This window comes from Convivina praedatoris, from assembly GCF_933208495.1.
GTDB lineage: Bacteria > Bacillota > Bacilli > Lactobacillales > Lactobacillaceae > Convivina > Convivina praedatoris.
This window is the reverse complement of record NZ_CAKOET010000002.1, coordinates 179,873-204,220: the sequence shown is the minus strand read 5'-3', so window position 1 is coordinate 204,220 and position 24,348 is coordinate 179,873. Positions and strand designations below refer to the sequence as shown.

Genomic DNA, 24,348 nt, shown 5'->3' with positions numbered 1-24,348 from the left:
TACGCTTTTTTTACTTAGAAAAAAAGAATCAAAGCCAGACTAATCTGTCGTATTTAATAAATGATATTCATTAACTCTTTGACAAAGTCAATATCTATTCCTGAAAAAAAATGAATTCCCGCCGGACCACTAAGTAGCAACTCTTTTAGCCAACCACACCAATACTTCTTTAGCTGCAGGTCAGCTGGCAAAGGGGTTAAGCCACTAGTTAAAGCTAATGGTAGTTTTTGACGCAAATTATTCTCAATCCATCGTCCTTGTTTAACGGTCATAACTGGGAAAATACCAGCAATTAAGGGCACCTTAGGATGACGTTGCTTAAGTGCTTGTTGCAGCTGCTTGAATAAGCCAAGGTCAAAGAAAATTTGAGTAATTAAAAACTCAGCGCCAGCAGCAATCTTAGTATCAATTTCACTCAATAAAGCCGGCAAGCCAATTGTGGTAATTTTATTAGGGTTAATCGTTGCCCCCAAATCAAAATCAAATTCCGATTTACTAATATCTTTTAATAGACTAACCGCACTCTGATAGTTAACGGTGGCAGCAACTCGATCTCCCCGCATGACTAGGAGATGGTCTAACTGACTTTCTTGTAATTCAATTAATTTTTGTTTTATCTGAGATTCGCCAATTGCACCAGCCGGCACATGTAATAGTAGGGGGTGCTTGGTTTCCATTTGTAAAACTTGTCCAGCCGTCAGTAATTCATGCCATTCTTGATCATTAGTTGTATGATTAACCAAACTAAAATATTGGATATTAGTTAGTTGATCTAATTTCTTTACGGTATCCTGTCGTTGCAAATCAGCCATGGTAACTTCCATAGAAAAAATCAGCTGCTCTTGATAAAGGGTACTTAAATGATTGGACATACTAACCTGCTTTCATTCATTTCAACATGACAACTAAACCAATTTCAAGTTGTGATATAATCAGACCAATAATTAAGGAGGCTTCTATGTACGAACCAAGTCGTAATTCTGATAGTGTCGTCCAGGCTAATATCGATAAACCTGGGCGTAATCTGATGTTCTTATCTGCCGATTGGTGTGGTGATTGTAAAATTATTAAGCCCTTTGTCCAAGACATCAAAGACAAAGTAAGTCAAACTGCAAATTGGTTTGATGCCGACCGCGATGACAATCTTGAAGTCGCTAAAAAATACGGCCTCCGAGGGATTCCTGCCTTTGTTCTCTTTGAAGATGGTCAAAAAGTCAATCAAATTGGGCACGGTGAAAGATTAACACCCAACCAAATCATAGAGTGGTACCGAACTACTCTATCATAAAATCAAAAAGGAAACCGACTTACCTGACGGTTTCCTTTTATTTTTCAATTTGATTGATAAAATTTTGAACAATATCAGCTGGAATGGCAAAGCCAATCCCTTCCACACTGGTCCCATCCGATGAAGCTGAAATCTTAGCCGAGTTAATACCAATTACTTGACCATCTAAATTAACCAATGCTCCCCCAGAGTTACCAGGATTAATAGCTGCATCAGTCTGAATAGTTGTCAATGCAGTCCCGCCAGTATCCTGACTGGATAGTTCCCGCCTAGGTGAAGAAATAATACCGCTAGTCATAGTCGAGGCATAGGCCGATCCTAAGGGAGAACCAATCGCCAACACAGACTGTCCCGCTTTTAACTTATCAACAGCACCAAAAGTAGCAGCTGTTTTTAAAATATCGGTCTTAGCTTTTACAATCGCTAAATCTTTACCGGTATCCGTTCCGATCACTTCAGCCTGAATTTTTTGGCCATCGTCATTAATGAGCTGGATAGCGGCTGAGCCATCAACCACATGATTATTAGTAATAATATAGGCATAGCCATCACTAATCTTGTAAACAACCCCAGAACCTTCCGAAGCCGTTTGAAGGTTGTCGTTATTCTGGGAATTATTTTGATTTAAGAAAGCTTCGGCCCCTTGTGAAAGTGAGGCTTTCTTTTGTAGGTTTTGAACCGTCACAACACTAGCCTTAACTTTATCATAGGCCTGCGTAGCTGGATCATTACTTACGTAGGCCGTTTTTGCGACGGTAGTCTTCCCGGCTGAATCATGATGGGCTGATTGGCTTAAACTCATTTGATACCAAGAGTTGGGCTGTAAACCACTATAAACGACACCCGCACCAATGACCACCGCTAAAATAGCTATTCCCAGCAACTGTTTATTTTTCATGAACATCTCCTAGTGATTAAAGTGGTAGGCTCACCTTAAAAATAGTGCCTTGCGGCTGATTATCACTAACAATAATTCGACCATTATGGGCCTGGACAATCCACTCGGCAATCGACAATCCTAGACCCGTTCCACCAGTTTCGCGATTCCCCGTTTTATCTTCGCGATAGAAGCGATCAAATATATGTTTTTTAGCCTCATTACTGATGCCTCGACCAGTATCAGCAACAGTCAATACTAATCGCTTTTTTTCAATCACAGCCGATACTTTTACAGTAGCCCCAGTGTCAGAATATTTCAACGCATTATCTAACAATAGAACTAGTAATTGATGAATTCGTTTCCGATCAAGAGCGACAGAGCGATCAACATTAACATCTAATTCAACCAACTTATCTTCTAAACCACCCATTTCACGGTAAGGTGTCATAATCTTATTTAAAAAGGAAGCCACATCAGTCGGTTCTTTTTCAATCTTAGTCATATTTGACCCAGTTTTGGCCAAAGTCAGCATATTATTAGTTAACGAATTTAAACGACGAACTTCTGATAAGGACAAAATAATGGCCTCAGATTGATCACGTACAGTTGAATCCGGCTTAGTCAACATGGTTTCTAACTTACCCTGAATAACCGACATCGGCGTCCGTAATTCATGAGCTGCATTATTTACAAAATCTTGTTGTTGCTGCCAAGCCTTTAAAATTGGTTTCATATTTTGCCCACTAATCACAAAGGCAAACATTACCGCTAACCCAAAGGCAAAGGCAAAAGACCAAATAATCAAGTCTTGGAAATGACGTAAATTGATAACAGTATCAGTCGCATCAACAAACACATATGCATACTTAGCATACGTCATTTGATTATCACTGCCGCTAGGTACCATCAAGGTGTTGTCCTTAAACTTAATGGCCTGAGCACGAATATAACCTTTACTAGTTTTAATCGTTTGCGGAGGTAAGTCTAAATCCAATGAATCAAAGGCTACATTCATCTTAAAGGTTGGCGCCGAAGCCGATTGAGCCAGTGTGTCGACATTTTCACTAATAATCTGCTTTTTGTTTTTATCATAGTAAAGTAACTTACCACGAAAATCATCAAAAGAGCCTGCCGGACTGCCGTGCTGATTTTTTTTGTTATTGGATAGCGTCGGTTGCGATAATAAATTCGTCTGACGATAATAATTGACATACTGCTCTAAAACTTTATCACTATTGGAATAAATTGAATTAGAGTAATTCCAAAAAATCACACCGGCTAAAATAGCAAAAATTGCCATAAAGCTCAGGGCCAAAAAGGTGAAACCTTCAATTTGTTTCTTTCGATTGATTATCTTGGGCATCAGGTACCTCTAATATAAAGCCAATATTACGCAGCGTTTTAATTAATCCACTTTGTCCTACTGCTTCTAATTTTCGACGCAAATTGTTCAAATAGATATTCACTACATTAATCGTGGTATCAGAATCAATTCCCCAAATTCGGTCAAAAATTTGATCACGGGTGACAATAATATTTTTGTTTTGACTGAGGTAAGTTAAAATATCAAACTCTTTACCAACTAATTTAACCGGTTTACCATGAACTTGAACACCACGATTTTCTAAGTTAATTAAGACATCCCCCACCGCAATGGTGTTATCTTCCGAGTAGACACCAGAACGTCGTAGGAGCGCCTTAACTCGGACCAATAATTCTTCCCGATGAAAGGGTTTGGTAAGGTAATCATCAGCCCCAACATTAAATCCTTCAATTTTATCATCTAAGGAAGTCTTAGCGGTTAAAATTAACACTGGCGTTTCAATGTGATTATCTCGAATGTTTTTAATCACCTCCAGCCCACTTTCACCAGGTAGCATTAAATCTGAAATAATTAGGTCATAGGGGGCTTCTTGGGCTTCAAATTCACCATCTAAACCGTCCGCAACGGCCGTTACATCAGCAAAATCTTGTAAAAAACCAACAATGTTATCAGATAAATTCACATCATCTTCAATTAACAGTATTTTAATTGCCTTAACCATCTCAATCTCCTCGTATCGTTTTAACTTACTATATTAGTTCCATATTAACAGTAAATTAAATAACAGGCCTAACGCAAACTAATACTAATCTTTAATGCTTGAGCAACCTGTTGCATTTCAGCACACGCTGCTTCTAAATGGGCAATTCGGTCTCTTAAGCGTCGCCGGTCAATCGTTCGAATTTGTTCGGTGAGAATAATCGAATCGCGTTTCATCCCCCCCATATGGTCTGGTAAAAGGACATGGGTTGGTAATTTCGGTTTACTAATTTTGGAGGTAATCGCCACCACAATCGTTGTCGGCGAATTACGATTACCGACATCATTTTGTACTACTAAGACTGGCCGGATTCCTGATTGTTCCGAACCAACTCCTTGTTTTAAATCCGCGTAAAAAATATCACCACGTCGGATGTTTTCATTATCTATTGTCATTATTTTACCTAATATGTACGTGCCAAAAACAAGGCATCATGATGGATAGCAACGTGGAACTCGGGCACTAAATTCGGTTAAGAGTTCGTGTGGGATCGTTTCCGCGTAATCTGCTAAGGTTTCAATGGTAATTTGCTTTTGGCCACTTTGACCCAAAAGCACCACAGGTGTCCCAACCGGTTCCTTTTGATGCAAAGTAATAATAATTTGATCCATGGTCACCCGTCCAATGACCTGTTCAACTTGACCATTTACTAAAACATTCATGCCCCCTAAGCGTCGGTTATAGCCATCGGCATAACCAATCGGTAAGGTTGCAACCCACTGTGGATGCTCAGCCTGATAAGTTGCACCATAACTAACTGATTGACCAGCCTGTAATTGATGCACTGCACCAATTTTACTATAGAGACTAGCCGCCGGCTTAAGCTCAATTGGACTAGTTAACAGTGGCGCTCCAGGATTGTAACCATACAAAACCGAACCAACTCGAATGGTCTGGGTTGGAATTTGCTGGGCATGCCAAAGTGTTGATCCAGAATTGGCCAAATGCCAATATTCCTCTGGAATACCGACTTCTTGGACCCAACTCATGAACTTTTGATACTGATTATCATAGTAATCCTGATTAAGATCATCAGCCGTTGCAAAATGAGTAAAAACACCAGCTAAATAAAACGAGGCATCCGCTTCAATGTAACTATATAGCCGTTGTAATTCTAATAAACTCCCAGCACCCATTCGTCCCATGCCTGTATCAACGGCCAATTGAACACCTAGTACCTGTCCAGGGTTAAGATGCGATTTAGCAGCCTCTAACCATTCTAAATCGCCGACAGCGGGCTGTAGATGATATTGAGCCATTACATCAGCGTGCTCGGCTGGTTGCACACCTAATAAGTTAATCTTAACATCAGTTGCTGCTAGGCCCTGGCGTAACTCAATTCCTTCCCCTACCGTTGCTACGGCAAAGTCTTTAACACCAATGTCATATAAGGATTGGACAACACGCAAAGCCCCATGACCATAGGCATTAGCTTTGACGACAGCAATCAATCGCCTAGCACTGGTGGCCTGCATAATGGCCTGAGCGTTAGCCTGAATAGCCGATAAATCAATTTCTAACCAAGTTGGTCGTAATCTTAAGCGTTCCTCTTGTCTCATTGTAAAACTCCACGTCCCCCAGTTAAACTGAGTTTTAATTTTTCTAACCAAGATAATTTTTCAATTACCACAATCGTATTCACAAAATTGTCACTGTGGGTAATTGCGACCCGAACTGTGTAAGGAAAATTTTTAACAGTAATAATTGGCCGACCATTATCAGCATTTAAAATAGCAATATCATGCCAGTGAACTTCTTGGCCAATCCCATAGCCAGTAGCTTTGGAAAAAGCCTCTTTAGCTGAAAAACGTCCGGCAATAAATTCAGCATAGTGCTTACCGTGTCGTTGCTGGGCAGCCTGCACTTCTTCCTTTGTTAAAATCATATTCAAAAAAGCGGGCTGACGTTCTAGCACTTGTGCAACCCTTGTAATCGATTCTAAATCATTACCAATTCCTACTATCATGGCTTAATTTTATCAAAAAAAAACTAACTCAACACATTAATGTGTTGAGTTAGTTGATTTTACTATGAAAAAGATTCTACATTTTGCTTAGAAGAATCAAATTTTTGCCAATCTGTTGATAGGAAACGATCATTAATCTGATAATTAACATCCTGATAATCACTTGACAAAAACGGATCAATGTACTGATCAGCTTCAAGCCAACCACGCCAACCAATATGAATGGTGTCTTGCATAAAGTATTTCTCACCACCACGATGAGACAAATCAGCAATGTTATTGAAACCTTGCGATTGCAATTGATACTTGATTTTATCAACACTTTGATAGTACATTTCGCGACTTAGACCAGTATAATCTGACCAACGTTGGTTAACCGGTGCAATCACAAAGAGTACATCCGTATGTTCCTGAGCAAATTGATCTAAGACAGCCTGCATGTAGCTATATTCAATTGATTCTCGATAATTGAACTTAACTTGAGAACCCTTGAGGCGCTTTTCTTGAGGAACAATTCGTTGTTTATAAAAAGAATTCTTAATCAAGAAATCGTTTGAATTAGAAGCCTTCTCAGCCTGTTTAGTAACAACTGAATCTAAGTCAGTACTATTATAGTCAGCTGGCAAAGACTGCATATTTTTCACAACCTTATTTTGCCAGTTGTTACTACCAACATAGTTCGAAAAGAGTTGATCTTCTCGTGACAAAATTCGGTGTTCCAAACGCAAGCGACTAATATCAGCACTGGATAGAGCCTGCCCATTTTCAATTTTTGTCACCAAGCCAGCGTATAAATTACTCTGACTAACAACAGATTGATTCAACAAAGATTTAGCCATAAACTGATCAGTCGGTGTAATCTTCTGAATATTTAACAACCAATCAACTAGCTGTAGTGGTGAATAAAAATTAGCGAAGAAGACATTAACGCCTTTTTTAGTAAACCATTGCGGTGAAATAATAAATACCGCTTTTTTATGATTTAGAGCTGGCCGCATCTCCTGCATGCTCATATAATGAATCATTGATTCGGTACCCGCCTGTCCCATCATAAAGGGCTGGTAATCGCGATGATACTTGGCCGCCAAAACCGATGGATGCATGGAATCAAAACGAGTTAATTCACTAGAACCAAAAAATGGTACATAGTTCGTTTCTTTATTATTGAAAGCAGCCTTCTTGACAGCTTCTCCCTTAATGATATTACTTGCAAAGGAAACAGAAGATTCACGAATCGCTTGTGGACTGAGATGGTTCAATGGAAACGGCAATAAAAATAACAAACCAATTAAGGCAAATGCCGCAAGCACCGGTCCGAAAATCTGCCATAATTTCTTTTTGTTCGTCATGATTTTATCCGATCAGGCTTTTTACCTTAGCAATAATTTTATTAGGTGTATCCCACTCATCCCGATTAAATTCTGAAACTGGGGCTTGAATGCTAAATTTATTTTCTAAATCCAATAGCAATTCCACTGTAGCCATTGAGTCCAACAACCCTGAGTCAAACAAATTGTCGTCCATTTGATCTGAAATATCTTCACCAATAATGCCATTCAATACTTCAATTACTTCTGCTTGTACGTCCATTGTATTTCTCCTTTAATTAATGGTGGAACCAGAATTTATCTAGGAAACCACAGAATATTAACAAACTAAACATTACCACGTTTAAGGTCAAGAAAATGGCAAAATACTCGGTAAGTTTATTATGTGGTACTTTGTGTTTTTTCTTATAACGCAGCCAGGCATCGTTAACAACTAGGCCTACGCCGTGGAAAAGGCCATACACAATATAGTACCAAGTCAAACCGTGCCAGAACCCCATAATCAACATGTTGACGATATAGGCTACATTAGAAGTGGTAATCCGGCTTTTAAAGACCTTATTTTTCATCATGGTAAAGACTAAACGCATAAATACGAAGTCACGGAACCAAAATGATAAAGTAATATGCCAACGATTCCAGAAATCCTTCAAGTTCTTAGAACGAAAAGGCTGTTTGAAGTTCATTGGTACATCAAAGCCCATCACATAACCCGTTGCTACGGCAAAGAGTGAGTAACCAGCAAAGTCAAAGAACAAATAGAAACCATAAGAATAACCGACACCAATTAGCCACCAAGACCACCCCTGACTAGCATCAGCCATGGCCATATTTTGAGTGTAACTATACAAGTGTTCAAAGCCATAGGCTAAAATAAACTTGTACAAGAAACCTAAAAAGAAGTACCAAACGGCTTTCCCTAGAAATTCAATATATTTATCTCGACTTGGAGCAACCGTAGCGTCTTGATTAAAGTGACGGTAACGATCAATGGGACCAGAAGATAAGGTCGGCATAAAAAGCACAAAACGCAAAAACAAAGGTAAGCTAAATTCTTTGATTGAACCATCGCGCGTTTCAATAATAGTCCCAACAGTTCGAAAGGTTAAATAGGAAATTCCCAGAAAACCTAACAAAGTTAGTTGGGTTTTAAACAAACCCGTATCACCAATTCGAACTGCTAGAATCGGTAGGATAGATAAGAATGTCGTGATATAAAAGACCCAACTATTATTAGCCCGTTTACGATAACTGGTATACCAAGCAACCAGCGCCGTTTCCCAAAGCATGTAGATAATTAGGGCAATACCTTGCTGGATGTAGCGACCTGAATCAAAAATCAAGAAGATAAATAACAAGGAAACAATTACTTCATACCAGACAAAACGTTTCCCGTAGTACAAACCAATTGCTAGTGGAACTAAGGCCAGTAACAGGTAAATGAAATAGGTAGGATCCGCATAAGGCTGTAAATTAAGCATTGCCATTCACCTCAGCAATTAGACCCTTAAGATCAATCTTACCGTTAGGAGTCAATGGCATTGCCTCACGATACATAAAGCGTCCTGGCATCATATATGGCATCATGATGTTGGCTAAGTCATCCCTAATAGCGTTGGTTAATTCGATTGGTTTAGCAAAGTCATTAGGCTTAGCGACCACGACGGCCAAAAGTTGTTTAACTTTACCATCTGCATCATAACGAGGTACCGCCACAGCCTGTTCAACCCATTGACTTTGTTGTAGTTGCTGAGCAACTTCCTCTAGTTCAATTCGGAAACCATGTAACTTAATTTGAAAATCCGTCCGACCCTTATAGTGCAGAATACCCTGGGTATCCATCGTTGCTAAATCCCCAGTGTGATAGGCTTGCAGACCGTTATACTGACTAAAGGCAGCCTCGGTCTTAACTGGGTTATTTAAGTAACCCTTGGAAACAGACGGACCAGCAATGATGATTTCACCAGCTTGATCATGCCCAAGCACCTGACCATCTTCATCTTGGATAACTACGGTTGTGTCATCCTTTACCCGGCCAATTGGCATCTTATCAAATTCAGTAATTGTTTCGGATGTAATTTTAATACCAGATACCGCCACAGTTGCTTCGGTTGGCCCATAGGTGTTATAAATTGCCGCTTGTGGAAAACGCTCGAGTAATTTCTTTGCAGTGGTACTAGTTAATACTTCTCCACAAAACAGGAAAGTTTTCAAATTTGGATGATTGTCACCCTTAAATTCAGGATCCAACAAGGCAACATCAGCAAACGATGGTGTCGAAACCCATACATCCAAGTTCAGCTTTGGTAAGGCTGCAAAAAGCTCTTTAAAATTATCCGCCAACTGCTTAGGCAAGGCTTTCAAAGTACCACCAGAAGCTAGAGCCGGTGCCCAATCCATCACAGATAAATCAAACGAATAAGGCGGTTGAGACAAAAAGTTTTGCGCGGACTGCAAATTAAAGTCATCACTCAACATCCAGTTTACAAAGCTTAGTAAGTTGCTATGCGATATTTGAACACCCTTAGGTTTTCCAGTCGTACCAGAAGTAAAGATAATATAGTAATTATCATCCCCACTTACTGGATGAGTAAGTTCATATGCTTGTTTTTGCTCAAAAACCGTTTGTAATTGAGCAACACCATAGACTGGCAATCCTGTTAAACTAATGGGCAATTCATCAATGGCAATGACGGCGGCCGGCTCGCCAATTTCAACAATATCAAGTAAGCGCTCATCAGCCGAATTTACATCAACTGGAATATAGGCATGTCCACTCTTAACTGCTGCTAGGAAGGCCGCTATCATTTCAAATTGTTGCCCACCATACACCATAATTGGTGCTTTTTCTGGCAGATTTTGTTGGTCCAAAAAGGCTGCTAAACTATCTGAGGTAGCTTTTAAATCAGCATAAGTATGCTGGATACCCATTTCATCATAAGCAATGGTTGATCCCGCTTCCTGGGCGAAATTATCGATTTGGTTAATGATGTTTTCAATCATGAATGAAGCTCCCCATTAAAATTCGTTATAAATAAAGTGACCGCCGGTTACACCGGAATAACTATAAAGATAAATTAAGGCCAAAATAATGAAAAAATAAAAAATCGTGCGCAGTACAAAAATTGTAACGGGTCGCTGCAAAAAATGTTTGAACATGAGGTAATCTCCCCGCACGCAGTATAGATAGTGTATAATCACCAACGTGCTTAATAATATCTGAATTAGATTATTCAACATATTGTATCATATGCTTTGAAACATGTTAACGACAGTAACTGAGACTTTGAGGTGAACCAAAATCAAAATACTGAATAAAATTACTTCCGTCTTTTTAAACTTCGATCGACGTTTAATACATACCAAAATTATCCAAAGCTTATATCAAAGTTTTCGAGAAAGCCTACCGGTTATATCCTTAGCTGTTTATTTTCGGCTATTCGATCGTTTATTTTTAAATCCTGGTAGCCTATTCCCCACAATTTTTAATTATAAGCCCTCTCATTTAGTGGATCCGCAAATTATTACGGCCATTTCCAATAGTTTGGACTACTGTGTCATTTTAATTTTAACAATTGCAATTACTAAAAATTACTTAACTATCAAAGGCGTCACCGATCCGACTTTCCCTCTGATTATTAACTTCAGCATCTCCTTTTTGCTCATTATCTTAAATTTCCAGTGGCAGTCACGCCCGACTATTCATTTCATTATCTTTTTTATTACTATTATTTTAATCAGTGAAAGTTACTATTGGTTAGATCATTTATTCCATAAAAAAATAGCTCCCTATGGCTACATTCACTTAGTTTGGGCAGCTTTAATTATTTTATTGACAATAGGTATTAACATGGCCTTGCCATTGCAGGCTTTACAAGGTTCCTATCTGGATTTTTTCTCATCTAGCTTCTTCGTACACTTCTTTGGCATTATGTTAGTTGCACTCTTATTACCTATTTTGCCCTGGCTGGGAATTAGTATTCCGACTGAAATTTATAACAATATGACGGATTTAACTCCAGTTTCAACAAATTTAAATGCCATCTATCAATCAGTCAATGCGACAATCCCCTACCCAGAAAATCTATACAGTGTTTTTGGAACTTTCTCATACTTGGGTGGTGCCGGTAGTACCTTAGTTATCAGTATTTGGCTGCTATTTAATCAGCGAAAAAAGTACCAAAAATTAGGCTGGTTTTCAATTATTCCAAGTATATTTAACAATAATCAGCTCCTATTATTTGGCTTACCAATAATTTTGCGGCCGATCATGCTAGTACCGATGATTTTATCTTCAACAATAGGAAGCCTGATTGGTTTTACTGCCATTAAATTAAACATCCTAAAACCTTCAATTTTTAACGTACCAATAAATTCACCACGACTTTTATTAGGCTTCTTAGCCAGCCAAAATCATTGGCCTAGTTTACTAGCAGTCTTGCTAGTCTTTGCGATTAACTTATCTATATATCGACCATTTCTAAAATACGTGACTAAGGAGGTTGACTGACCGTGCGGACCAGTAAAATCATTCTAGGCCTCAGTACTATATTATTAATTGTGATTGGTATTTTTAGTTCAATTTGGATGACCAAACAACACCACAACGACCACGCTATCCAAACGGCCAGAATTTCACCGGTCATCTTCATTCCTGGTTCAAGTGCGACCATTAATCGATTTGACGACATGTTTACTTCGATCAATAAACAAAGTAAAGGTACCCCAGCAACACCAGTTTTAAAACTCCAAGTGAATAAAGATGGTTCCTATACATATAGTGGTAAATTAGCAACCAATAATCGGCAGCCTTTTATTGTAATTGGCTTTGAAGATAACTCCGATAGTTATGACAATATCAAACGTCAAGCTAAATGGCTTTCTTCAGCGATGAATGCTTTGCAACAAACCTATCATTTCCGTGATTTCTCAGCGATTGGTCATTCTAACGGCGGTCTCGATTGGACTGAATACTTGGAAAATTATTACAATATTAACGATTTCCACATTAAAACTTTGATGACTTTGGGTACACCCTATAATTTCTCTGAATCTTCTACCACCAAACAAACTGCCATGCTGACGGATTTGATGGATAATAGTGATAATTTACCAACTGACTTAACCGTTTACTCGGTTGCCGGTAGTGAAGACTATAGCGACGATGGGATTGTGCCAGTTCAAAGCGTCCTTTCTGGAAAATACATTTTCCAAAAACAAGTTAAAAAGTATACTCAAATTACCGTTTCCGGTGATAATGCCGAACATTCCAATCTCCCTGAAAATCCTGAAGTTGTACAATTAATTCAGGAGTATATTTTAAATAATAAAAGTAATGACAACCGTTCACGGCGCGCCGATAAGTAATAGGCAAGCATCGGCAGAATAGGAGGTCAAATGTCATCTATTAAAATTAATAATAGTAGCATCCGGCTGATACTAATCATCAGCCTAAGTGCGTTACTTGGATTGGTTGCCTACATAGCCAATCCCATCGCCCGAGCAGAAAACCCAGATACCTTAAAGCCAGAACAATCCTACGTAGTCAACGATTACGCCAATATCTTAACTACTAGTAGTAAGGAACATATCATTGACCAAGCCAAGCGTTTTCAGGCCACCAAGTCACAACCACAAGTGGTAGTCATCACAGTAAATAATACTGATGGTATGGATATGAAAAGTTTCACCAATGAACTAACCTTACGCCAGGTTTGGCAGGCTGGTAAAAAGGGTCAAGATAATGGTGTTTTAATCGTTTTTGCTAAAAATAATGGTCAAAACAATGTACGGGTGGCTACTGGTACAGGAATTGAATCGAATTTACCAGATGGTAAAATAAATCAATTGTTAAATGAAAATCGTAGCCAGCTTAAATCCAGTGATAATACTCAGATTAACCAGGGTTTGATAAAATTATTTGATGAAGTTTGCCAAAATATTCCCACCGATGGTCAAATTAAGGCAAAAAATAGTCCTGCTAAAGGACTAGGCCTTGGGTGGGTGCTGCTCTTTGTAGTACTTTTCCCCCTCCTATCTATTTTTTTCATTAGCAAGCTAATGCGGCGTAACAAAAATTACGCTCATAATAGCTATGCTTCCGTTGATGGCCAGTCATCATGGTGGCAGTGGCTGCTGTTAGGTTCCCTACTAAATTCTGGTAGTGGTAATCGACACGATTCTTGGTCAGACAGCAACTCCAGTGACTTTGGTGGTAGTGATAATTTCACCGATTCCGGTGGCGGTGGCGACTTTGGCGGCGGTGGTTCTGATTTTTAAATTTAATACTCATTTTGAAAGGTGAATTTTATGAACGTAATTAACAACTCTCAACCCTTTTACAAAAAGAAGTCGGTGATTATCAGTGCCATTATTGGCCTAGTTTTGATCATTTTACTAGCATCATTTATTGGTTCTTCCAACGGGCTGAATCGTTCTCAGCAAGACGTTGATGAAGCCACCGGTTCTGTGCAAACGGCCCTCCAAAATCGAGCCGATTTGATTCCTAATTTAGTAAATGCCATTAAGGGAAGTCAAGCTCAGGAAAGTGCCGTCTATGGCAAAATTGCTGAAGCTCGTACCCAGTACAACCAGGCAAAAAGCAACTACCAAAACGCTAACAGTCAGGACCAAAAGACCACCGCTATGGAAGGTCAAGAGCGGGCGTTAAACGTAATGGTATCAGCCATCAATGAAAACTACCCCAACCTAAAGTCCGGTGATCAAGTTAGCACGCTAATGTCTCAAATTGAGGGTGCCGATAACCGAGTAACCTATCAACGCCTTAAGTACAATAAGGCTGTTCGTGCTTACAACGACAAAGTCGTATCTTTCCCCAGTTCAGTAGTAGCTGGAATGACCAATCATCAAAAGTTAAAGTATTTTGAAGCCGATGCAGCCGCCCAAAGTAATCCAGTGGTTGATTTTAGTAAATAATTTTTAAAAGTTCTCTGTAGCAGAAGATGCCCAGGGAACTTTTTTTGTGAATATTTAAATTTTTATCAAAAAGTAGTACACTGTACTGGTATATAAACAGTGTTTTAAAAACGAACAGTGTTTATATAGTCCAATACTTAGTAGTTTTTAAAAAATAAGGAGAAAAACATGCACTACGGTAGCGGTAATTTTGAAGCTTTTGCAACTCCCAGAAAACCTGAAAATATTGAGCAAAAATCAGCCTATATTGTTGGATCCGGCATTGCCGGTTTAGCAGCGGCCGTCTTTTTAATCCGCGATGGTCATATGGATGGATCATCCATCCATATTTTAGAAGAACTTCCCTTAGCTGGTGGTTCCTTAGACGGAACTGAGCGCCCTGGTGTTGGTTTTGTAACCCGTGGCGGTCGTGAAATGGAAAATCATTTTGAGTGCCTATGGGATTTATATCGTTCCATTCCCTCTCTAGAAATACCCAACGCCTCTTATTTGGATGAATTTTATTGGCTGGATAAAGACGATTCTAACTCTTCCAACTGCCGCTTAATTTATAATCGTGGTAATCAAGTTCCTGATGATGGTCAGTATACACTTGGAAAGCATTCACAAGAATTAACCAAATTAATCATGGCCACTGAAGAATCACTAGGTAAGCAAACCATCGGGGATTATTTCTCTGATGAGTTCTTTGAAAGTAACTTCTGGACTTATTGGGCAACGATGTTTGCCTTTGAAAAGTGGCACTCAGTCATTGAAATGCGCCGCTATGCGATGCGATTTATTCATCATATTGATGGTTTGCCAGATTTCACTGCCCTAAAATTTAATAAATACAATCAGTACGATTCAATGGTGAAACCCTTGTTATCCTACCTTGAAGACCACCATGTTAATATCCAATATGATACTCAGGTTAAAAACGTACTGGTTGAACAAAAGGGACATCAAAAGCAAGCCAAAGAACTTCAATTAGTAGTTAGTGGTCAACCTAAAACTATTGCTTTAACACCTGATGACTTAGTTTTCATTACAAATGGTTCAATCACTGAAAGTACTACCTATGGTGACCATCAACACGCAGCGCCTAAAACTGACAAGGCCGGCGGTTCTTGGCAACTATGGGAAAACATGGCTGCTCAATCTGATGAGTTTGGCCACCCAACCGTTTTTTACAAAAATCTACCCGAAAAAAGCTGGTTCGTTTCAGCAACGGCTACCATTAAAAATCCAGAAGTTGACCCCTACATTGAACGCCTAACTAAGCGTTCCTTGCATGATCATAAAGTTAACACCGGTGGCATCATCACTATCACTGATTCCAATTGGATGATGAGCTTTGCCGTTCATCGTCAGCCCCATTTCAAAGAACAAAAGCCAAATGAGACAACGGTTTGGATTTATGGCCTTTACTCCGACACTCGTGGTAACTTTATCAATAAAAAAATTACCGATTGTTCTGGTGAAGAAATTACCCAAGAGCTCCTATATCATCTTGGTGTACCAGAGAGCGAAATTAATCGTCTAGCACAACAAAACTCAATCAACACTGTGCCCGTCTATATGCCGTTCATCACCAGCTACTTTATGCCCCGCATCGCTGGTGATCGACCTGCAGTGGTTCCAAATGGCTCAATAAACTTAGCCTTTATTGGTAATTTTGCAGAATCTCCATCTCGCGACACGGTCTTTACCACTGAATATTCAGTACGGACTGCCATGGAGGCCGTTTATTCTCTCCTTGAGCTTGAGCGCGCGGTCCCAGAGGTCTTTAATTCAACCTATGACATTCGTGAACTGTTAAAGGCTCTCTACTATATGAACGATAAGAAAGAACTGTCAGAGATTGATCTCCCTATTCCAAAATTAGTTCAAAAAGTAGGCATGCAAAAAATCAAAGGTACTTGGTTGGAAGAATTATTGCAAGAGGCTCATTTAATTTAGACAGTCGATGATTGTTTTACATTAAAAATTTTAGTTCGTAACTAAGTTCTTGATTTCTTTAATCTTATTACTATTTTTATATTAGTCATACATCTATGCCTTAAATTCTAAAATAAATTCATTTGACATTATAAAGACAACTTAACAAATATCATCTGATTCAGACAACTTCTTTTGATTAGAATCACTACTCCTCAACTAACCATTTCTTGGAACCTGAATCATAAGCCAAATTGGCAATTAATGCATAGTGTTGACGCAAACTTGGGCATCATTTAGGTTACTTTGAATTGTAAAGTTTAACATTTCAATGTCTAAATCAACAATTTCCATGTTATGTCCCCCAAAAATAATTATTAACACTAATTTTCACTGTCCGACCATTAACCGCTACTTTTAGATTGGATTGATCGTCACTCGGAAATTAACTGGTTCTAATTTAATCACATAACGGAGGAAAAGCAACAGTTACTTCCATCTTGGGAAAAAGAAACACAGCAAAAGCATTTTTAAGTAAGCTTTTTATCACTATCAAATTAGCTGGACATCTTTTAATATTCAGTGGAATTATGACTAGCTAGAAGCTTAAGTATCGACTGATAACTAGCATCATAAGTGCTAATAGAATGCCAATCGCCCAGATCAGCACTTGTTTTTTATTCATTAGTAACAGAGGATAGAAAAAGGCACCCAGCTAATATAAATTAACTGAGTGCCTTCGGATATGCCGCCGGTGGGAGTCGAACCCACACGGTGTTACCACCACTGGATTTTGAGTCCAGCGCGTCTGCCAATTCCGCCACAGCGGCAACAAATCACAACTACATTAGTTTACTAAATATTCCAGTTTAGGTCAATCTATTTTTGGAAAAAATTCTCTTTTTATACCATTTATTTAAATTGCAAAAAACATCCCGCCGGTTACGATTGGCGGGATGTTTTTTATAATAAACAATTATTGACGGACGATTAAAGTTGAAATAGACGCATTGCGAGCAATGTAAGCGGCTTGTGAACCGATTGACCGCCAGAATCCACGATGAGAGTGAGCCCCAACGACGATTAGGTCAGCTTTAACTTCAGGTGCAATTTCTTCAACTAGAGTTTCTCCAGCTTTTGCACCGTCATCAAAAACTACCTCAACATTAGTAACCCCACGCTCTTCAGCATACTTACGATACTTTTCTAAGTTGCTTTCTAATTGTTCCCGCTTAGCCTTAATTGCATCCAAATGCATGGCATCAATCGTTGATAGGTCACCCATTTCTAAAATAGTAGCAATAATTAAGTGAGAATCATCTTCTCGCGCTTGGTGAATAGCATTCGTCAAGGCAAAATAACCTTGTTCGGATTCATCAACACCTACCAAAATACGCTGAAAGCGCTTTGGCTCGATATCCATATTTAATGTATCCATATCCCCTCCTTATTTCAAACCAAAAATATCGGTAACTGAATTATAAACAATCCAAATATTTATAATGGTCAAAACAGTAAAACAAATCCAACCTAACCAAGTAACCCACTTAGGATTAGCAAATTCACCCATAATCTTTTTTGAAGATGTAAAGTAAATCAATGGTGCCATTGAAAATGGCAATACGATTGAAAGGAAAACCTGCGAATTGGTCAACAATTTGTCCAATTCCGCTTCATTTCCACCATAATAAATTGTAGCTGCAACAACTGGCAACAAGGCCAACCCACGCGTTACCACACGCCGGAGCCACATTGGAATCCGAAGATGTAAGAATCCTTCCATGACGATTTCACCAGTCAAAGTACCAGTAATAGTTGAGTTTTGACCAGAAGCCAACAAAGCAACCGCAAACAAAGTTGAAAGGACTGGTGAAGCAATTGCCCCAGCAATACTATTATCTTGCAAAGCACGATACATAGCACCGAAAGATCCCAAATCAGCACCGTGTCCATAGAACAAAGCAGCACCCAAAATCAAAAGCAATGAATTAATTACAAAGGCCAAAGTCAACTGGATATTAGAATCCCAAGTCATCAAGCGTACCGCATCACGAACTTCTTCGTGATCTTCATGATTGACCTTACGTGTTTGTGAAATAGATGAATGCAAATAAAGGTTATGAGGCATAACTGTGGCTCCGATGATACCAGCAGTCAAAGTCAGTGGAGAATCAAGACCGGACACCTCATGGGTCGAAAGGACATGGGGTTGTGGTACATAACCAGCTAATACCCCCAGCCAATCAGGATGTGACAAAGCCACTAGGTATACATAAACGACTAGAATAGTCAAAATCAAAGTGGCCACAATTGCTTCAATCTTACGGAAGCCAAACTTCATCAGAAGCAATAGCAACACAACATCAAAAGCAGTCAGCAAAACAGTCACAATCATTGGCCAACCAAACAGTAGGTGTAAGGCGATGGCCCCACCAATAACCTCGGCAATATCAGTGGCCATCAAGGCTAATTCAGTAAAAACCCAAAGTGTATACCGGCCGAACCGATTAGTACGACTACCTGTTGCTTGCGCTAAATCTTCTTGTTTAACAATTCCAAGCTTTCCAGCCATATACTGCAATAACATGGCAATTAAAGATGAAATTAAAACAATTGACAAAAGCAAGTAACGGTAACCAGCACCACCAGCTACAGATGTAACCCAGTTACCGGGATCCATATAACCAACGGCAACTAAGGCCCCTGGACCTGAAAAAGCTAGTAAACGACGCCAAAAGGAACCATTTTTAGGAATCTCAATGGTTCCGTTAACCTCTTCCAAACTTTTTTCACCTGTGTGCTCAATCAGGCTATGTTTCTTGCGGGGACTTCCCTGTGTAGAATTATCCATATTCTTCTCCTTTGGAATTCTCCTCAGGACAAAGACAAACAGAAAAACACGCGGCGTTGCACTAATCATCACAAACTTTTTTATAACAAAAAAACCGCGACAAGAAGATACAATTCCGGTGCTAAATAATTTTCATAAAGAATTTCATTCAACTTGGCTGTTGAAAGCTTATGAAAGCTACCTAACCCATCCATCAGTGCCTAAGTACATCTATAATCATACACAAGTTTACGCTCGCGTCAAGTAAAGAAAGGTACAACATTTATCTAACAATAAATTACAATATTACATTTTTAATAGAATTAAGCCAGGAAACGAAATTTATTAAAATAAAATAATTTTTACCAACCTAAATCGAATTACAATTTGTTTCATGCCAAGGCCCCTCAATTTGAATCGTGACATGTGAAATATGATAGTGACTCCGTAACTGGTCAGTTACGTCCTCTAAAATATTTTGAGCATCAGCTGGATTCTCCACCGCCAAATGAACTGTCAAAGCTGATTCAGTTGTCGATAATGGCCAAATATGCAAATCATGTAGTTCTTGAATTCCCGCGTGTTGATTCAAATATTGATAAATCTCTTCTTCGTCAACATTATCCGGCACACCATTAATGGCTAAATTAAAAGTGGACTTCATCACCGGCCAGGCTGTTACCAAAATAATCACACCAATGATTAATGACACGATTGGATCAATAATTTGCCAACCGGTCATTTGAATTAGCCATCCGGCCAATATAACCCCAACAGAAACACCAGCATCAGCTAGTAAATGTAAATATGCTGTTTTAGCATTTAAATCTTGTCCATGGTGATGACCATGCTCGTCAGGCCCCCCAGAAATTTTAAAGAGCATCGCTGTTGAAAAGTTAACCACAATTCCAATAGCAGCCACAACGGTAACAATCCAACCAGCTGTATGTTCTGGCGTAACAAAAAAGAGGTCTCGAATACCTTCATAAAAAATTATTGCCACAGCCCCTAACAGTAATAGGGCATTAAAAATACTGGCTAAAATCGAAACGTTATGCCAGCCATAAGTATGTTGCTTGGTCGCTCGTAAACCAAAAACGACCACAGCTAACCAGGCAATTACCAAAGCCAATACGTCACTCAAATTATGAAAAGCATCCGCAAATAACGCTGTTGAATGTGCAATTTGAGCAAAAACTATTTCTGCTAAAACAAACACTAAATTAATTACAATGCCGATAATATATGGCTTTTGTTTCACCTCATTATCATGTGTGTCACTCATAAGATCCTCCTACATCCCTTTTTAAATCTGTAATTCTTGGAAAAACTCGCCAGCATTCCCGACAACCTGTTCAACCCGCAATGGCGCATTAATCAATTCCAAATTAACCGACATCAAGGTTGCTTGTGGATTAGCATATTGTAATAGACCGGCAAACGGATAGACCTTAAAACTGGTTCCAACAACCACGATTAAATCAGCCGCTGCAACCCATTGGGCTGATTCATTAACCCCAAAAGGCATTTCCTCATAAAAGGTAATTCGTGGTCGTAATTTAGCCCCATCACTAGACCGACACATTGATCTTAAATACTGCTGAAATGGTACCGGTTGATTATCGATGGGCGCATAAACTTCATAGAGACTGCCATGAAAACGAATTAACCGTTCGGCATCACTATTAGCCTTAACATGTAAATCATCAACATTTTGTGTAATAATCCGAGCACGTTTAGCTTGCGTGAGCGCCGCCATTTTATCATGGATAATATTGGGTTTAGCATCTGGAAAGTACATATTATCAATCATAAATTGATACTGCTTTTCAGGTTCACGCTCAAAAGCGGTTGCACTTAAAAGGTACTCTGGTTGGAGTTTTACCCCATCATAAATCCCATTTTTAGAACGATAATCGGGAATACCCGATAAAGTTGAAATACCGGCGCCTGTCATAAAAAGAATGTTTTGAGCTTGATCAAATTTAGTCTGAATAACTGGTGTTACTAACATAAATTCACCCCCTTTCTATGTATGGCAAAGCTAATTGTTTAAATAAATCTTGAACCGGCAAGGCATATAGTTGTTGGAAAAATGCAGGTCGATCAGCTTCATTTTGTGGTGGTGTAATAACAAAACTATTTTGCCGATCACCCTTGTTAAGGCCCACATAAGCAGTTTCTTTGGTTTGAAAATCAAGCATTTCCGTGTGAAAGATATCAAATACTTGACTAACTGGTAAACTCAACTGTCTTTTAGATAGAACACTGGTTAGCGTCACATACTCACGAGCATTAACCGTTGGTAACTGCCAGTTATACAAAGTTTTATCCAGAGCATCAAATACTCTTACCATTTGCTTTCTAGTCTGTCGTGGCTTCTTAAAGTCAACTGACCAAAAGGGACTAACGATTTCTTGAGCAGCTGCAAATGCTCGTGGATAATTAGTCTTTAAGTCGTTGAAAAAAGATTGATTATCATTTAACGTGTGACCAAACACTAAAGCATCCATGAGCACTAATAGGCGCCACAAAGTTTCTGAATCTTGTTCCTCAGTCTCTAGACTTAACTCTTCATGCACACCAACTAAGTACTCCGAAACCGTTTCCACGCTGATAATGCCATGCTGATTTAATTCTGGATAAGTAATGGCATGCACCACCACACGATGCATCCGCGTAGCAATTTGAATTAACTGGTTATCAAGTTGTTCGCTATCAAAAGTAATGGCAAAAAAAATCTGTGGAATGATGCCGTTTAAGGTTAATAGCATTTTTAGGAGTTCATTGCCCAAAAGAAAGTCAGCTGCTGTACTATCAGCTAATTCAATTAAAATTCGACCAGCCAAAGTAGACTGACTTACTCGGTCTAAATGTAATCGACCATCATGTTCCTGGCCAACTCGGGTTATAACTTGACCTGGATAAACTTGATTAACCTGGTCTAAAAGGGTCTGGATTTTAGGATTCATGGCGACGTATCTCCTTTAATATTTGACTAGCTAGCTGGGTATCCACTGTTTTTTGTGTACTTAAACGCCGTGCTAAAGGCAGCACTTCATGTGGCTGAGCACCGACTTGAAGTGCTAAGGCCCGGTATTGCATCCGCATATGCCCAGTTTGAATACCCTCACCAGCAATTGCTTTAAGGGCTGCTAGATTCTGCGCTAAACCAACGCCAGCAATAATTTCACGTAAGGTTTGAACGGATGGCTTTTCTAATAGGGCTAAATTTCGTTGTGCCTGGGGTAAGGCCGTGATAGCACCACCAATGCTACCAATTGGCAAAGGTAGGACTAATTCACCCACCAACTGCTGTTGATTAGCATCAATTGACCAGTGACTAAGGCTCTGGTATGTCCCTTGTTGACTAGCATAGGCATGTCCGGCAGCTTCCACGGCACGCCAGTCATTTCCAGTTGCTAATACCACAGCGCCAACACCATTAAAGATTCCCTTATTTTCTGTAACCGCGCGGTAAGAATCCACTTTAGAAAAACGACTAAGCGCGACTATTTTATTTGCTACTGCTTCCCCACCGAGAACGGCAAAGGGCACCCTACCAAATACTTTTGTTAAATTATTGCGTCCATCATTACTCAAAATTGCGCCTAAGCAATGCTGGATAAAGGGCTGAAAAAATTCTTTTTCAGCCGCTAAAATTGTATTAACAATGTTGGCCCCCATTGCCTCTTTGGTATCAATTAAAAAATCAACACTTACTTGTTTTAAACTTAACTCACGTAGTTGAACTTTCACTAAGCCCCCACCGCGTTTTACAATTGATGGTTTGGCTAGATCAGCTACTCGTTGAATTTCAGCTGCAAATTGATCAATAAATTTATGTAAAGCAGCAACATTCACATCCTCAAATAATAGCTGTCCAAGCGTCAGTGCTGCTGGCTGTATTTTTTCGGTAAAAATACCACCATTAAAATTAAGCATTCGAGCCCCATTATTAGCTGCTGCAATTACACTAGGTTCTTCAATAGCCATGGGCACCGTATAAAAATGACCATCAAGCTGTAAACGTCGCAAAACCCCTTCGGGTTCACGAAAATCACTAATATAATTTTCCACTATCGCTGCATTCACTAAATTTTGATCAACAGTAAAATCCTGACGCAGCTTTGCTGTCAGGGATAATTCATTTAGTCGTTCTGTTGGTGTTTTTTCATAAAACTTCTTAGTCATCGAGTTTACATACTCTTTCGGCAATAATACCTTCTCTAACACCACTTTCAGAGAAAATAACCTGTGGGGCATCAATCGCTTTCATTAAGTTAAGGAGGGGAAGTAATCCACTAATAATAATATCAGCTCGTGATTTTTCTAATCCAGCTATTTTTTCACGGCCAACTCGATTCGTTTGCCGAATTTGGTCAAATAACTGTTCCACCAAGGCTCGTGACATCGTAAAGCCGTGGATATTATTAATTTGACGTTCCCCATTAAAAGCACGAGCTACACGAGCTAGCGATCGATTAGCACCACCAAGCAAAATAACCGAATCATTTTTAAAATTATCCAACCATTTTAGCTCTTGATATTGCTGATTAATCGAAGCACAAGCTGCTTCAACGTTAACTTGTTTAACATCATCAGCTAATTGATATTTTTCAGATAGATTCACTGCCCCAAAAGGTAAGCTAATTTCATGTTGTTCTTGTCGATTTTTAAAACCAATTAGTTCAACTGATGCACCACCCGTATCTAAAATTACCCCGTTTTGAATATCACTTAAGGTTGCCATAACACCCAAATAATCATAATGGGCTTCCTGGGTACCAGTTAAAACTTCAAATTCAATATCAACTTCTTGCCGTACTAAATCTAGGAATTCAGTTTGGTTTTTAGCAGTGCGAACCGCCGCCGTAGTAATTGCTTTGGTGGCTAACGGTCCATACTGATCCAAGCGCGCCTTAAATTCCTTCAGTACGGCAATGGTTCGACGCATCGGCTCCGGTTGTAACACCAATGATGAACCCATGTTTTGAGCAATCCGAGTGTCAGTCTTTTCCCGCAGAATTTCAGTATAACTACCATCTGGATGCAAATCTTCAATAACCATTCGAGCGGAATTGCTCCCTAAATCAATAATACCCAAATATGCCAT

25 protein-coding genes and 1 tRNA gene are annotated in these 24,348 nt (G+C 39.2%); 6 read left to right on the top strand and 20 right to left on the bottom strand.

What is annotated here, in order from left to right; all coding sequences use genetic code 11:
- Positions 1 to 53 precede the first annotated feature (53 nt).
- The gene (locus tag M4974_RS02710) at positions 54 to 872 is read right to left on the bottom strand and encodes a methylenetetrahydrofolate reductase (RefSeq protein WP_248705977.1); all 819 of its coding nucleotides are present in this window, start codon (positions 870 to 872) and stop codon (positions 54 to 56) included.
- Between the two features lie 86 nt (positions 873 to 958).
- Here M4974_RS02710 and M4974_RS02705 point away from each other — a divergent pair, with 86 nt between their 5' ends.
- The gene (locus M4974_RS02705; protein WP_248705976.1) at positions 959 to 1,288 is read left to right on the top strand and encodes a thioredoxin family protein; all 330 of its coding nucleotides are present in this window, start codon (positions 959 to 961) and stop codon (positions 1,286 to 1,288) included.
- A 37-nt stretch (positions 1,289 to 1,325) separates the two neighbouring features.
- Here M4974_RS02705 and M4974_RS02700 read toward each other — a convergent pair whose 3' ends face one another.
- The 11 genes from M4974_RS02700 to M4974_RS02650 form a co-directional block, all read right to left on the bottom strand.
- On the bottom strand, positions 1,326 to 2,186 hold the full coding sequence (locus tag M4974_RS02700; RefSeq protein WP_248705975.1) for a S1C family serine protease: 861 nt from the start codon (positions 2,184 to 2,186) through the stop codon (positions 1,326 to 1,328).
- A 16-nt stretch (positions 2,187 to 2,202) separates the two neighbouring features.
- Complete coding sequence (locus tag M4974_RS02695; protein WP_248705974.1) at positions 2,203 to 3,531, bottom strand: sensor histidine kinase; 1,329 nt, start codon at positions 3,529 to 3,531, stop codon at positions 2,203 to 2,205.
- Entirely contained in the window at positions 3,497 to 4,213 is a 717-nt protein-coding gene (locus tag M4974_RS02690; RefSeq protein ID WP_248705973.1) for a response regulator transcription factor, read from the bottom strand. Before M4974_RS02690 ends, M4974_RS02695 begins: the two co-directional genes overlap by 35 nt.
- A gap of 68 nt (positions 4,214 to 4,281) precedes the next feature.
- Complete coding sequence (locus M4974_RS02685; protein ID WP_089938565.1) at positions 4,282 to 4,647, bottom strand: type II toxin-antitoxin system PemK/MazF family toxin; 366 nt, start codon at positions 4,645 to 4,647, stop codon at positions 4,282 to 4,284.
- A 36-nt stretch (positions 4,648 to 4,683) separates the two neighbouring features.
- Positions 4,684 to 5,811, bottom strand: a complete 1,128-nt coding sequence (gene alr / locus M4974_RS02680; protein ID WP_248705972.1) for an alanine racemase — start codon at positions 5,809 to 5,811, stop codon at positions 4,684 to 4,686.
- A complete protein-coding gene (gene acpS, locus M4974_RS02675) occupies positions 5,808 to 6,218 on the bottom strand; it encodes a holo-ACP synthase (RefSeq protein WP_248705971.1) in 411 nt (136 codons plus the stop codon). The genes alr and acpS overlap by 4 nt, the downstream gene beginning before the upstream one ends.
- Before the next feature lie 62 nt (positions 6,219 to 6,280).
- Positions 6,281 to 7,567, bottom strand: coding sequence for a D-alanyl-lipoteichoic acid biosynthesis protein DltD (gene dltD, locus M4974_RS02670; protein ID WP_248705970.1), 1,287 nt, complete (start codon positions 7,565 to 7,567; stop codon positions 6,281 to 6,283).
- A 4-nt stretch (positions 7,568 to 7,571) separates the two neighbouring features.
- On the bottom strand, positions 7,572 to 7,808 hold the full coding sequence (gene dltC, locus M4974_RS02665; RefSeq protein ID WP_248705969.1) for a D-alanine--poly(phosphoribitol) ligase subunit DltC: 237 nt from the start codon (positions 7,806 to 7,808) through the stop codon (positions 7,572 to 7,574).
- A 16-nt stretch (positions 7,809 to 7,824) separates the two neighbouring features.
- A complete protein-coding gene (gene dltB / locus M4974_RS02660; RefSeq protein ID WP_248705968.1) occupies positions 7,825 to 9,027 on the bottom strand; it encodes a D-alanyl-lipoteichoic acid biosynthesis protein DltB in 1,203 nt (400 codons plus the stop codon).
- Complete coding sequence (gene dltA, locus M4974_RS02655; RefSeq protein ID WP_248705967.1) at positions 9,020 to 10,549, bottom strand: D-alanine--poly(phosphoribitol) ligase subunit DltA; 1,530 nt, start codon at positions 10,547 to 10,549, stop codon at positions 9,020 to 9,022. The genes dltB and dltA overlap by 8 nt, the downstream gene beginning before the upstream one ends.
- Before the next feature lie 15 nt (positions 10,550 to 10,564).
- Complete coding sequence (locus M4974_RS02650; RefSeq protein ID WP_248705966.1) at positions 10,565 to 10,705, bottom strand: teichoic acid D-Ala incorporation-associated protein DltX; 141 nt, start codon at positions 10,703 to 10,705, stop codon at positions 10,565 to 10,567.
- 349 nt (positions 10,706 to 11,054) lie between these two features.
- Here M4974_RS02650 and M4974_RS02645 point away from each other — a divergent pair, with 349 nt between their 5' ends.
- The 5 genes from M4974_RS02645 to M4974_RS02625 all read left to right on the top strand — a co-directional run bounded on the left by M4974_RS02645 (position 11,055) and on the right by M4974_RS02625 (position 16,423).
- The gene (locus M4974_RS02645; protein ID WP_248705965.1) at positions 11,055 to 12,056 is read left to right on the top strand and encodes a PTS sugar transporter subunit IIC; all 1,002 of its coding nucleotides are present in this window, start codon (positions 11,055 to 11,057) and stop codon (positions 12,054 to 12,056) included.
- Between the two features lie 2 nt (positions 12,057 to 12,058).
- Complete coding sequence (locus M4974_RS02640) at positions 12,059 to 12,913, top strand: alpha/beta hydrolase (RefSeq protein WP_248705964.1); 855 nt, start codon at positions 12,059 to 12,061, stop codon at positions 12,911 to 12,913.
- A 30-nt stretch (positions 12,914 to 12,943) separates the two neighbouring features.
- The gene (locus M4974_RS02635) at positions 12,944 to 13,825 is read left to right on the top strand and encodes a TPM domain-containing protein (RefSeq protein ID WP_248705963.1); all 882 of its coding nucleotides are present in this window, start codon (positions 12,944 to 12,946) and stop codon (positions 13,823 to 13,825) included.
- A 30-nt stretch (positions 13,826 to 13,855) separates the two neighbouring features.
- On the top strand, positions 13,856 to 14,482 hold the full coding sequence (locus M4974_RS02630; RefSeq protein ID WP_248705962.1) for a LemA family protein: 627 nt from the start codon (positions 13,856 to 13,858) through the stop codon (positions 14,480 to 14,482).
- Positions 14,483 to 14,650: 168 nt separating this feature from the next.
- On the top strand, positions 14,651 to 16,423 hold the full coding sequence (locus M4974_RS02625) for an oleate hydratase (protein WP_248705961.1): 1,773 nt from the start codon (positions 14,651 to 14,653) through the stop codon (positions 16,421 to 16,423).
- 725 nt (positions 16,424 to 17,148) lie between these two features.
- Here the strand turns inward: M4974_RS02625 and M4974_RS02620 are convergent.
- The 8 genes from M4974_RS02620 to M4974_RS02585 form a co-directional block, all read right to left on the bottom strand.
- Positions 17,149 to 17,232, bottom strand: a tRNA-Leu gene (locus M4974_RS02620).
- A 146-nt stretch (positions 17,233 to 17,378) separates the two neighbouring features.
- Positions 17,379 to 17,840, bottom strand: coding sequence for a universal stress protein (locus M4974_RS02615; protein ID WP_248705960.1), 462 nt, complete (start codon positions 17,838 to 17,840; stop codon positions 17,379 to 17,381).
- A gap of 9 nt (positions 17,841 to 17,849) precedes the next feature.
- Complete coding sequence (locus M4974_RS02610; RefSeq protein WP_248705959.1) at positions 17,850 to 19,253, bottom strand: Nramp family divalent metal transporter; 1,404 nt, start codon at positions 19,251 to 19,253, stop codon at positions 17,850 to 17,852.
- 349 nt (positions 19,254 to 19,602) lie between these two features.
- A complete protein-coding gene (locus tag M4974_RS02605; RefSeq protein ID WP_248705958.1) occupies positions 19,603 to 20,517 on the bottom strand; it encodes a cation diffusion facilitator family transporter in 915 nt (304 codons plus the stop codon).
- A gap of 21 nt (positions 20,518 to 20,538) precedes the next feature.
- On the bottom strand, positions 20,539 to 21,246 hold the full coding sequence (locus M4974_RS02600; RefSeq protein WP_248705957.1) for an NAD-dependent protein deacylase: 708 nt from the start codon (positions 21,244 to 21,246) through the stop codon (positions 20,539 to 20,541).
- Positions 21,247 to 21,250: 4 nt separating this feature from the next.
- Positions 21,251 to 22,204: a nitrate ABC transporter ATPase gene (locus M4974_RS02595; RefSeq protein ID WP_248715736.1), complete on the bottom strand. Its 954-nt coding sequence runs from the start codon at positions 22,202 to 22,204 to the stop codon at positions 21,251 to 21,253.
- Positions 22,194 to 23,426, bottom strand: a complete 1,233-nt coding sequence (locus M4974_RS02590; RefSeq protein WP_248705955.1) for a hydroxymethylglutaryl-CoA reductase, degradative — start codon at positions 23,424 to 23,426, stop codon at positions 22,194 to 22,196. Before M4974_RS02590 ends, M4974_RS02595 begins: the two co-directional genes overlap by 11 nt.
- A complete protein-coding gene (locus tag M4974_RS02585) occupies positions 23,419 to 24,348 on the bottom strand; it encodes a Ppx/GppA family phosphatase (protein WP_248705954.1) in 930 nt (309 codons plus the stop codon). Before M4974_RS02585 ends, M4974_RS02590 begins: the two co-directional genes overlap by 8 nt.